Genomic DNA, 12,780 nt, shown 5'->3' on the forward strand with positions numbered 1-12,780 from the left:
ACGCCTTTGAAGAGAATATCTACACTCCTATTTCTCATCCCACTTTTCTTGATTGCTCCCAAAAATGCCTTCTCACAAGTTGTTCAGAGCAAAGCAGATACCGCTTTGTCAAAAAATACCTTCGGTTTAAAGGAAAAACAGCTTCTGGGTATCAGTCCTTTACGTAGTCCGTTTTATCCGCTGCCCAACAATGTCAGGCAGGTGGTGGAGTATGATGCAAAAAATAAACGATACATCATAAAGGAATTAATCGGCGATAAATATGTTACGCAAACCCAATATCTAACTATCGATGAGTATTCGCGATTGGTAAATAGTGAAGTAAAACGTGGCAACTGGCGGAGTATTTCGAATACAGAAGTTGGCGATTATAGAAGTACAGGAATTATTCCAAAAATTCAGATCAACAGCAAAGCATTCGAGAAACTTTTTGGTGGAACAACCATCGATATTCAACCCCGCGGCGAGGCAGAGCTTACCTTTTTAGGCCGTAGAAATAAAAATGAAAATCCTTTATTTAATGAGCGGCAAAGGGTGCAAACTAATTTTGATTTCAATCAAAGAATTCAAATGGATTTGGTGGGTAATATTGGTACGAAGCTTAAAATAAAAAGTAATTATAATACAGAAGCACAGTTTGATTTTGAGAACCAGATTAAATTAGATTATACAGGCGGTGCAGATGATATTATCAAAAAAATAGAGGCAGGTAATGTGAGTTTGCCCTTAAATACCAGTTTAATTACAGGTACCCAGGCATTGTTCGGGATTAAGACTCAATTGCAATTCGGGAAACTGAATGTAACCAGTGTTTATACCCAACAGAAATCAGAGTCAAGAGAGCTGCGCATCACCAATGGTGCACAACAAAATGAATTTTCTCTCTCAGCTGATAATTATGAAGCTAATAAGCACTATTTTCTGGCTCAATATTTCCGAAATAACTATAATAAGCATTTAGCCAATGCACCCATCATCACCTCACCTATTCAGGTTACAAAAATCGAGGTATGGATCACCAATAAAGCCGGAAATACTACAGATTCGAGAGATATCCTGGGTTTCTTGAATTTGGGTGAAAATCAGCCTTTTAATCCAGGTGCAATAGCTGGTGGCGGCTCGGCACTTCCTGCAGGTACAACAGCAACAGGATTTCCACAACAGTCGAATAATTTATTATCAAGTTTACCAGCAGATGCCAGGTTTACGAATTCCAATTCGATTATATCTTTTTTTCAGGCCAATGGCGCCACAGATCAATATGCGAAACTTACCTATGCAAGGAAATTAACCGAACGTGAGTTTACCTTTCAGCCTCAATTGGGCTATATTTCCCTGAACAACCCACTCAATGCGGATGAGGTTTTAGCAGTAGCCTACCGTTACACGTATAACGGAGTCGAATATCAGGTGGGTGAATTCTCTACAGATATATCTTTCGATGCCGTAAACCCAAAAGTACTTTATGCGAAACTGTTAAAAAACGAAACGACCAAAATCAATCTTCCAACCTGGGATTTGATGATGAAAAATATTTATTCGATAGGCGGTTATCAAATTAGTCCACTTAATTTCAAACTGGATGTCTTTAGAATCGACAATGAAACGGGGGTAGAAAAACCGATCATGACGGAAGGACAAAATACAGCTAACAGGCAATGGATTTCCTTAATCGAATTTGACAGGCTGAACCAGCAAAATGAAAAAAAGCCAGATGGAATCTTTGATTTTGTAGCCTCGAACAATGCTTTTGGATCTTACTTTTCTAACAGCTCAACTTCCAACAGTACCTTTGGATCCAACTTATCACTTAGCGGATTAGCTTCCTTAATTAACAATACCAATACTGGATATATCACAATTGACCCTGCGAACGGCCGGATTATATTTCCGATCGTTGAACCATTTGGCCAGGATCTTGCAAACAAGTTCTTACCCAGCGAACAGGCATTAATCGATAAATATACTTTTACTGCGCTTTATGATTCCACACAGTTGATTGCAAAGCAGCTGTTTCAAAATAAAAACAGATACGTAATTAAAGGGCATTACCAATCAGAAATTTCTTCAGAGTTCAGCTTAAATGCAATTAATGTTCCGGAAGGATCAGTTAAGGTTTTTGCAGGAACAATGCCTTTACAAGAAGGTGTAGATTTTACAGTAGATTACCAAGGTGGTCGGGTAAGCATCATTAATCAGGCGTTGTTAACCTCAGGTCAGCCCATTCGGATTACTACGGAAAATAATGAGCTTTTTGGTTTGCAACAAAGATCATTGTTCGGAACCCGTTTAGATTACCGCTTAAATAATAAGCTTAATCTGGGCGGTACGTTTATGAACCTAACAGAAAAACCCCTCACTCAAAAAGTTAATCTTGGTGAGGAACCAATTTCTAATACCATTTGGGGTGCCGATGTTAATTATAGTTCATCCTCCAGATTTTTAACTAAACTGGTTGATAAACTTCCATTCATTTCTACCAAGGCGCCATCTAGTGTTAACTTTTATGGTGAGTTTGCGCAATTGGTTCCGGGCCATCCGCGGGCATTGAATTTCGCAGGAAGTAAAAATGGTGTTAGTTACCTGGATGATTTTGAAGCATCAAGATCAGTGATAGATCTAAAAAGTGCAATTTCCTGGCAATTATCTGGAACACCACAAGATTTTACCGAATCTCAATTGGTAGATGATCTTACTTATGGTTATAACCGAGCGCGGATTGCATATTACAATATCGATCCAACTTTTTATAATTCTAATGCCACCACTACGCCAACCAACATCAGGAACAATAGAAACGAGCTTTCTAACCATTATGTAAGGCAGGTAATTGAACAGGAAGTTTTTCCATTTAAGGAAACTGCTACCGGACAAGCGCTCAATATCACCACGCTGGATGTTGCTTATTATCCAACTGTTCGTGGACCTTACAACTATTCAACCACAGGTTTTTCGGCTGATGGAAAGTTAACAAACCCAAGACAGCGCTGGGGTGGTTTTCAACGTAAAATTGAAACCAATGATTTTGAAGCATTGAATGTTGGTTTTATCGAATTCTGGGTATTAGATCCTTTTATCTATAACAGAAACTCTCAGGGCGGTGATATTTATTTCAATTTGGGTAATATCTCTGAGGATATTTTAAAAGACGGGAGAAAATCACTTGAAAACGGACTGCCAGCCACGAATGATGCCTCTAAGTATGAAGAAACTGCGTGGGGGCGTGTTCCAAGATTACAACCGGTAATTCAGGCTTTCGATAATGATCCCGATGCAAGAAGAGCCCAGGATGTTGGTTTAGATGGTTTATCAGATGCAAATGAAAAAGATAAATTTGCTACAGCCATTAACCAAATTAAATCTCAATTAAACACCACTGCTGCTGCGGAAATTGATGCGGATCCATCATCAGATAATTATTCCTATTTCAGAGGGCCAGCCCTGGATCAAATCAATGCCGGGATTTTAAAACGTTACGAAAAATATAATGGCCCGGAAGGAAATTCTAAAACTTCTCAGCAATCACAGGCAGAGTTGGGGATAGAAAATTCTGCATCAACCTCACTTCCGGATGGTGAAGATATTAATCGCGATAATAACATGACCCAAAGCGATGAATATTACCAGTATAAAGTAACCATGAGGCCGGGAATGGATGTAGGTCAAACACAATTTATTACTGATAAAGTAACCTCGCAAGTGAGGTTGGCAAACGGAAATACACAAGCCGTAACCTGGTATCAATTTAGGATTCCAATATCACAGTATGAGAAGAGAGTAGGTAACATTCAGGATTTTAAATCGATCCGTTTCTTCAGAATGTTTATGACAAACTTTGCAGATACAGCCATTATGCGTTTTGCAAAACTTCAATTAATAAGAGGAGAATGGAGAGAGTTTAATACTAAAAATACGGCAGATCAGGTAATTGTAGAGCCAACGTTACCTGCGCTAACGCCAGATAATTCAACCATTCAGGTTTCAACCGTGAACATTGAAGAAAATGGAAGAAGAAGTCCGATTCCTTATGTAACACCTCCAGGAATTCTTCGTGAACGCGATTTCAGCAATTATCGAGGAGATACACGACTGAACGAGCAATCGCTATCTGTTACCGTAAAAAATCTTCGTGATGGGTATGGAAGAGCTGCGTTTAAAACCGCTTATAGTGATTTCCGTTCTTACAAACATTTAGAAATGTTTGTTCATGCCGAAGCGATTAATAATCAACTTTTAAATGACCGCGACCTGAATGCATTTTTAAGAATTGGAACAGATAATCTGGAAAATTATTATGAATACTTAATGCCTTTGAAGATCACTACGCCAGGTACCAGTGATCCTGATGCCATCTGGCCAGAGGCAAATAGAATGGATATCAACCTCACTTTGTTCCAGAATGCAAAATTAGCCCGTAATGTGGCGAAACAAGCAAACGGACAGCCTTGGCCAATTAATGTGCCATTTACCTTTACAGATGGCGACCGGACAATTATCGTGAAAGGGCAGCCGGATATGAGTAAAGTGAGGGTGTATATGCTTGGGGTAAAAAATCCGCTACGAAACAACCTATCTGAAAGCGACGATGGAACAGAAAAGGATGTGCTGGTATGGTTTAACGAACTTAGGTTAACAGAGTTTGATGAAAGAGGGGGTTGGGCAGCCACTGCCAGGTTAAATTTAAAACTAGCAGATTTTGCGGATGTGAATATCTCAGGCAGTAAATCCACCATTGGTTTTGGTTCGATTGATTCTAAAGTGAGTGAACGTAACCGTGCCGATAATGTTTTGTTGGATGTATCTTCTGCGGTTGAGCTTGGTAAATTTTTGCCACAAAAATCTGGGGTTAAAATACCAATGTTTGTAAATTATTCTAAGCAGGTTTCTACGCCACAGTACAACCCAAGAACGCCAGATATAGAACTGAAAAATGCTTTGGATCGATCAACCAAATCGGAAAAAGATTCGATATTAAATTTTGCTCAGGATTATACCATACGTAGGGGAATCAACTTTACCAATGTGCGTAAAGAAAGAACAAATAATAGCAAACCAGTTCGGCTTTGGGATATAGAAAATTTTGCAGCCAGTTATGCTTTTACGCAATACGATCATAGAGATTTTATTAATCAAAGCAGTATTCAGAATACCTACAGGGCATCCTTGCAATATAGTTATGCGAAAGAGGCTAAAACGTACGCACCTTTCGAAAAGATTATTAAGTCGAATATGTTAGCCATACTAAAGGATTTTAACTTTAGTATTTTCCCAAGTGCCATCAACTTTAGAATTGATGTAGATCGCCTATATTCTGAAAATACGTTAAGAAATAACGATCCGAATAATTCAATTCCAATATTTCAGAATGGGTTCGGAACAACTTTCAATAAGAACTTCAGAATGAGCAGAATCTATGGAATTGCATGGAACTTAACGCGTTCATTGCAATTGGATTTTAATGCCACTAATTACTCTATTATTGATGAACCAGACGGAAGAATCGATGGCGTGAAACGAGATACGGTTTGGCAAAACCTAAAAAAGTTAGGTCGTACTACTGATTATAACCATAACCTGAATGTAACCTATACCTTGCCAATAGATAAAATTCCTGGCTTTAACTGGGTAACGGTAAAAACCAGATATGGAACAAACTTTAACTGGCAAACAGAGCCTTTATCTACACTTTTAGATCCCACTATTAATTTAGGAAACACGGTTCAAAACAGCAGGAACATTCAGGTTAATCCAACCTTAAACCTGGCCACTTTATACAATAAATTTGGCTTCATTAGAAATGCAGGCAATAGCGAGGAAACGGGAGATAAGCTTAAAAACTTCTTTGTAAACCTATTAACCAGTGTGAAAAATGTTAGCGCAAACTATGTTCAAACCAAGGGTGTTTTCTTACCAGGATATCTGCCAACAACCAAATATTTTGGGATAGATAATGTAACTGGTGCACCTGGCTTAGGCTTTGCTTTCGGAAGTCAGCGGGATATCAGAGATATGGCGCTAAATAATGGATGGTTAACCACAGATACTTTACAAACCCAATTATATGTGAATACGCTTCGCGAAGACTTACAATTTACCGGACAGATAGAACCTTTCCGTGATTTAAGAATTACCATCAGGGCAAACAAATCGCAAACCAGAAACTATTCGTCAAATTATAGGTATGTGGCCAGTGTAGCTTCTTTTGAAAATTTAAGCGCTATTACTACTGGCGATTATAGCATATCATACATTGCCTTGGGTACCGCATTTAAGGAGAAAAATTCTAGTGTGATCTCTTCTTTATTCAATCAATTTATGGCAAACCGGATCATCATCTCCAGAAGGTTAGGTTCGCAGAATCCAAACTCGGCTGGTCAGGCAGGAGGTTATTCAGATGGTTATGGAAAAGAAAGTCAGGATGTGATTATCTCTGCATTTATGGCGGCCTATTCTGGTAAAGATCCGGGTAAAATGAGTATGAATTCGTTTCCAAGAATTCCACTTCCAAACTGGACTTTAACTTATAATGGATTAACCAAAATTGCTTTTATTGCAGATCGCTTCTCCTCTATTGATATCAGGCATGGTTATCGCTCTGCATACAATATTAATGGTTTCAACTCTTTATTGAGGTACGAGGAAAGCAATGGTTTCTCTGTAAACCGTGATGCAAATAATAACTTCCTGCCGGAGTTCCAGTTTGCACAAGTAACTGTATCAGAATACTTCTCCCCATTAATTGGTGTAGACACTCGATTTAAAAATAACCTGAGTGCTACTTTTGAGCTCAACAGATCACGTTTGTTGGGTTTGAGTTTAGCGAATAGTCAGCTTGCTCAGCTATCAGAAAACAATGTGGTTTTAGGAATGGGTTACCGAACAAATAAATTCCGTTTTCCATTCGGTTGGTTCAAAAGTTTAAAAATGGACAATAATATGGATTTCAAGCTGGATGTGGCCATTCGTGATAATAAAACAGTTATTTACCGAGCCGATGTAGAAGAAGCCGAAATTTCTTCAGGAGCGAAGAACATCACTTTGAGACCGAGTGTAGATTATGTATTGAACCAGAAATTTAATGTTAAGCTTTTTTACGATTCAAATATCACGAAACCTTATACATCACAAACGTTTAATACTTCTTTTAGCAATTTTGGTTTTAGCTTAAGGTTTACGTTGAATTAGGATTTGTGAGGGTGTAACCTGTAAAATACAACCTTTTATTTTTTGTAATTAGTATTATGAAATTGAGTTGATAAACACGTAATTAAATCATGAGTAAAATTATAATTGAAGGTAAAGATATTACCATTGATAATTCCAGAGGAGATAATGATTATATTTCATTAACCGATATAGCTAAAAGTCAAAATGAAAGTATTGTAATTGGAAAATGGCTAAGCCTCAAGCACACAATAAATATCTTGGTGAGTGGGAAGCGTTAAATAATCCTGATTTTAATTATACCGAATTCGGTGTAATTAAAATCGGGATTATCTTTTGCTTTCTTCTGTATCCTTATAAGAGCTGTATTGCATTATTAGCTACGTTGTGATTAATGGTATTGGCTTATTGAAAGTCTATGTCGCACTTATCGAGCGTAATCGATCATTATATCCCTTCTTTGTATTAAAATATATTTCTATTTTTAAAAATCTGGTGCTAATCGTTACATTTTAGGTTAAGAACAAAGTTTTCTAGTAATATTTCGTCATCTGGATTAAGAATTGCTTTTTTTAACAATTCTTTTGAAAACCTATCTGTAACTTTTAAATCACTTTGCATAACGCAGAATAAGATATTTAGGCTTGTTCCTCTCATAGATACTTCAACCTGCCCATATATAGACACTAATTCCATTTTTTTTATCTGATCTTCTTCTTTGAAAAGGACGAGCCTAGCGCTATCAGTAGATATAATTATCGTTTTACCATGTAACATATATGCGATACAGTTCATTATATTATCACTTTGTTGTTTAATTATTGACTCATTAAATTTGATTTTTATGTTATTAAATAGATTAATTAAATCATCTATAAAACTCTTCTGTATAATGACTGGCTGAGCAAATAGTGAATTTGTAAGAGTCCTTAGAATCTTATCAAGATCTGTAATGTTTTTTGTTATTTTTACTGCACTGTAATGGCTTAAGTTTTTTGGGACTTTAGGTATAGAATTAATCACTTGTTTACATCTTTCCCGTGAAATTGGTAAGTTTTTATCCTCATACAAACTTAGTTGCAACTCCAGCAGATATTTTAACCAAATGGGAAATTGTTCAAAGTCAATGATTTCTTTTTGAGTTATATATTTTTCGAAAAAAAGCATGAAATAAAAACTCCGAGTAATGCCATCTTTTATTAGTCCCTTATCCCTATTAGGATGAGCTATAAAATTGCATATTTCTTTTAATTTATCAAATTGAGGTTCTATCGCTGATTCTCGGATAGCAATCAAAAGATTATCAACGTCTAAATCATCAAAGTTTCCCGTTTGTATTCTATTAACAAGGCGTTGTGTTTTATTAAATTGTGTTTTGTCCATTATTAGTTTTGTTTTGATTATAGAGTAAGATCGACAAAATGTTTGCAGACTCTATATTTAGTGTTATGTTATAATGATATTAAAACATTATTTTTACGCCGTTGCTAATCCTTAAACTAAATTGTATTTTTGACCCATAGACATACATACAGTTTACGAACAAAAATTTAATTTTTGCAATTGCATGTAGAATGCTGAAAATAAAACTAACATAAATTATTTATAATCAAGACTTTAATTATAATGAACTTTCCATCAGAATTAAAATACACTAAAGACCACGAATGGGTTAAGGTTGAAGGTAACGAAGCTTTCATCGGCATTACAGATTTCGCACAACGCGAATTGGGTGATATTGTTTATATTGATATCAATTCTGTAGGCGAAGAGGTTGCAAGAGAAGAAGTTTTTGGTACTGTGGAAGCTGTAAAAACGGTTTCTGATTTATTTATGCCGGTAACAGGTACTGTATTGGAAATTAACGCAGAATTGAATGATAATCCAGAATTGGTAAATTCTGATCCTTATGGAAAAGGCTGGATGGTAAAAGTATCACTATCTGAGCTTGCAGAAATTGAATATTTATTAACTGCTGATGCTTACCAAGCATTGGTTGGCGCTTAATTATATTATTTTGTACAAAGCACTGAAACGGCAAAAATGGGCCATCTTCTGGACGCTGATCGTTTTGGTGCTTTGTAATATCAAGTTGCCAGCTAGTGAGGGCGACGGATTTTTCTTCGTAGGTTTCGATAAGATGACCCATCTTGGATTCTTTTTTATACTTACTGTGTTTCTATTTTACGGAAAAATAAAATACCAGCACAGTTACGGATTCAGAACTTTAACCATTTTTAAAATCCTTCTGATAAATTTAATTATTGGAGGAAGTATTGAACTATTGCAATGGAAGGTTTTTACCTATCGATCAGCAGAGTGGTGGGATCTTGGAAGTGATATGTTAGGTGCCTTGATGGCCGTTTTCAGTTATATATTGCTCCATAAATTGAATTTCGATGAAAAAAATAATTAGTTCGACATTGGTAATTGCAGCTTTATTATTAAGTGGTTGCAGCATCTTTAAAAAAGATTGCAACTGCCCAAAAGTTTATTACAAAAGTTATCCATCCCAACACCGGTAACAAATATTATCATCCTCAAATGATATTACAGCTGCACTCAAATTGCTGTATTTAAAATGTTACCAATCATTTAACAATCTATAACAAACCTTTGGGCATTCACGTAGTCTGATAGCTTAGTTTTGTATATATCATCTAAATTTTTTTAATGAAAAGGAACGTTCAAAGGGCAATCTTCATTGTTCTTATTTTTTGTAGCTATATCGCTCAGGCGCAGAATTCGGGTTCAATAAACGGTAAGATTATCAATGCAAAAGATAAGCAGCCAGTAGATTTCGCAACCATAGCCGTCAGAAATCTAAAAGATTCTGTCGTGGTAGCATCAGGTCAGACAGCACCCGATGGTACATTTAATTTTAAAGCAATTGCCCCAGGCAAGTATCGTATTTATGCTGCGTTTTTAGGTTTAAAAACAGCTACAAAAGATGTTGAAGTAGCAAAAGTAGCGGTTAATGCGGGCGAAATTTCAATGACTGATGACGGTGTAGATCTAAATACGGTAAATGTTACTGCAAGCATTCCTGTAGTGGTAAAAACTGATACATTGGAGTTTGATGCAAAAACCATCAAGGTTCGAGAAAATGCTGTTGTAGAAGATGTATTAAAAAAGCTCCCTGGTGTAGAAGTAGCTAAAGACGGAAGCATTAAAGCCCAGGGCGAAACCATTACCAAAGTGAAAGTTGATGGAAAAGAATTTTTTGGAACAGACCCATTGCTGGCAACCAAAAATTTGCCGGCAGATATGGTAGATAAAATTCAGGTGATCGATGAGCAATCAGAGCAATCGCAATTTTCTGGAGTGGATGATGGTACAAGAACTAAAATCTTAAATATCACCACTAAAGCCGGAATGAAAAAAGGATATTTTGGAAATAGTACCGTTGGATATGGAACACAGGATAGATATGATGCCAGCATTAATGTAAATAAGTTTGATAACGACCAGCAGTTTAGCGTAATTGGTCAGTTCAACAATGTAAATAAGCAAAATTTTGGTCAGGGGAATGGCGCAGGTAATGGTTTTGGCGGAGGCGGTCGTGGTAACTTTGGTGGTGGTGGAAGCGGTGCCGGAAGTGGCGGAATTACCAATACCAACGCTGGCGGGATAAACTTTGCAGATACCTATAAAGATGGAACCCAAATTCAGGGAAGTTACTTTTTTAACAGATCTGACGTTGCTAATCAACAACAGAGTTTTACGCAGAACTTTTTAGGTAATAGCATTACAACCGTAGCTAACAATGCCGATAACAACACCGATCGAATTAATCATAGGTTTAATTTTATGATTGATACCAAACTGGATTCATCAACAACGATTAAAATTCAGCCAAATGTATCTTACACACAAAGTGATGCTACCAACCTGAGTAACTACGACCGGAATTTGCTCGAATCTCAAACAACAGGTTTACAACGTTATATTAGTGATAGTTCTACGCCAAATATTACCAATAATTTATTGGTTAGAAAGAAATTTAAAAGAAGGGGAAGAACATTATCGCTTAACGTTAATACATCGATAAATAATAACGACGCCGATAATTACAACTATATATCTGAAGCAAATACGATCAATAGCGTGGTAACGAACACCCTTACGGATCAATTAAATAGGGTAAATACCAACTCAATAAACAACACTTCCAGGTTAGTTTATACCGAACCGTTATCTAAAACCACCAGTTTAGAATTTAATTACCAGAATGGGTATAGTCATGATAACCAGGGCCGACAGGTATTAGACTTTAATTCAGCTAGCGGCCAATATGATTTAGTTAATTTTGATTATACCAATACCTACGAAAATCAAACATTAACCAATGCAGGCGGAGTAAGCTATACCACTAATGAGAAGAAATATAACTGGAACATTGGTTTAGCTGCGCAGCAAACTAATCGTGTAAATTCTAATCTTACTACCGGACTGGTGCGTACGCAAAATTTCATTAACTTAACTCCTTCAGCAAATTTCAGGTACAATTTTAGTAACTCCAGAAGGTTAAATATTCGATACAGAGGAAATACACAACAACCAAGTATCAGCCAGATCCAGCCTATTCCGGATAATACCAATACACAAAGTGTTTTTATTGGTAATCCTGGGTTGAAGCCAGCTTTTAACAATACCTTGAACATTAACTATAACAACTTTGATTTTGCAAAAAGTAGAATGTTCTTCGCTTTCCTAAGCCTAAATCAAACTTTTAACGCCATTGGAAATAGCAGTCAGCTGATCACCGACCGGAATGATGAAAACTTTGGTAAAATTAGAACAACATATGTTAACGTTGATGGTGTTTATTCTGGAAATGGAAGTGTGAATCTTGGTATACCAATTTTACCGGAAAGAAAGCTAACATTAAATGCATCATTAAATGCAAATTATAACCGTAATGTGAATTTCACAACAGGCAGTGATAATCCAAATGATTTGGTAAGAAATGTGACAAATTCAATCGGGATCACTAATCGATATAATTTCGTAACCAACTTTGATAAGTTTGATTTAACCGGCGGAATCTCTGGGACCTACAACAGGGCAACCTATTCAGCGCAACCCAATGCCACAACTAATTTTTACACCTTGAACCCAAGCTTTGATGTAAGCTATGTATTTCCAGGTAATATCCGCCTAGCGGTAGATTTAGATTATATTAAAAATACCGGAAGGGGAGAAGGCTTCAATACCCAGTTCACATTGGTAAATTCGTACATCAGCCGTCAGTTTTTCAAAAACAGAGGAACTTTCAAAATTGCAGTGAATGATGCTTTCAACCAAAATCAGGGAATCAGCAGAACAGCTACGGATAATACCATTACCGATTTAAGTTATAACGTATTGAAAAGATACTATATGTTCTCTTTCACTTATTCACTTACCAGAATTGGTGGAAGGAATATGAGTGGAGATATGCAGATGCCTACGCCAGGTCAGGGCGGGGGACAACGCATGAGGATGTAGTATTACTGATTTTACTTTTAAAGGCTCGTTTGATACGGGCCTTTTTCATTTATTAAAGATTAATAACTGTTTAGGTAACGTTTATGTATTTCATTTGTTACCTGATCCAAATAAACCATTAAAGTG

At 36.6% G+C, this 12,780-nt stretch carries 6 protein-coding genes; 5 read left to right on the forward strand and 1 reads right to left on the reverse strand.

Annotated elements, in window-relative coordinates; genetic code table 11:
- The first annotated feature begins 6 nt into the window (after positions 1-6).
- On the forward strand, positions 7-7,185 hold the full coding sequence (sprA, locus tag ACN1CD_RS19630; protein WP_419132115.1) for a cell surface protein SprA: 7,179 nt from the start codon (positions 7-9) through the stop codon (positions 7,183-7,185).
- Between the two features lie 89 nt (positions 7,186-7,274).
- Positions 7,275-7,445, forward strand: a complete 171-nt coding sequence (locus tag ACN1CD_RS19635; protein ID WP_419132116.1) for a hypothetical protein — start codon at positions 7,275-7,277, stop codon at positions 7,443-7,445.
- A gap of 217 nt (positions 7,446-7,662) precedes the next feature.
- On the opposite strand, the gene ACN1CD_RS19640 is transcribed toward ACN1CD_RS19635, so the two are convergent.
- Positions 7,663-8,547: a hypothetical protein gene (locus ACN1CD_RS19640; RefSeq protein ID WP_419132117.1), complete on the reverse strand. Its 885-nt coding sequence runs from the start codon at positions 8,545-8,547 to the stop codon at positions 7,663-7,665.
- A 243-nt stretch (positions 8,548-8,790) separates the two neighbouring features.
- Between ACN1CD_RS19640 and gcvH the strand changes: the two genes are divergently transcribed.
- From gcvH to ACN1CD_RS19655, 3 genes are all read left to right on the forward strand, one after another.
- The gene (gene gcvH, locus ACN1CD_RS19645) at positions 8,791-9,171 is read left to right on the forward strand and encodes a glycine cleavage system protein GcvH (RefSeq protein ID WP_419132118.1); all 381 of its coding nucleotides are present in this window, start codon (positions 8,791-8,793) and stop codon (positions 9,169-9,171) included.
- The gene (locus ACN1CD_RS19650; protein ID WP_419132119.1) at positions 9,143-9,580 is read left to right on the forward strand and encodes a VanZ family protein; all 438 of its coding nucleotides are present in this window, start codon (positions 9,143-9,145) and stop codon (positions 9,578-9,580) included. Before gcvH ends, ACN1CD_RS19650 begins: the two co-directional genes overlap by 29 nt.
- Before the next feature lie 257 nt (positions 9,581-9,837).
- A complete protein-coding gene (locus ACN1CD_RS19655) occupies positions 9,838-12,654 on the forward strand; it encodes an outer membrane beta-barrel family protein (RefSeq protein WP_419132120.1) in 2,817 nt (938 codons plus the stop codon).
- Positions 12,655-12,780: the final 126 nt, after the last annotated feature.

Source organism: Pedobacter sp. N23S346, from assembly GCF_048515415.1.
In the GTDB taxonomy this organism is placed as follows: domain Bacteria; phylum Bacteroidota; class Bacteroidia; order Sphingobacteriales; family Sphingobacteriaceae; genus Pedobacter.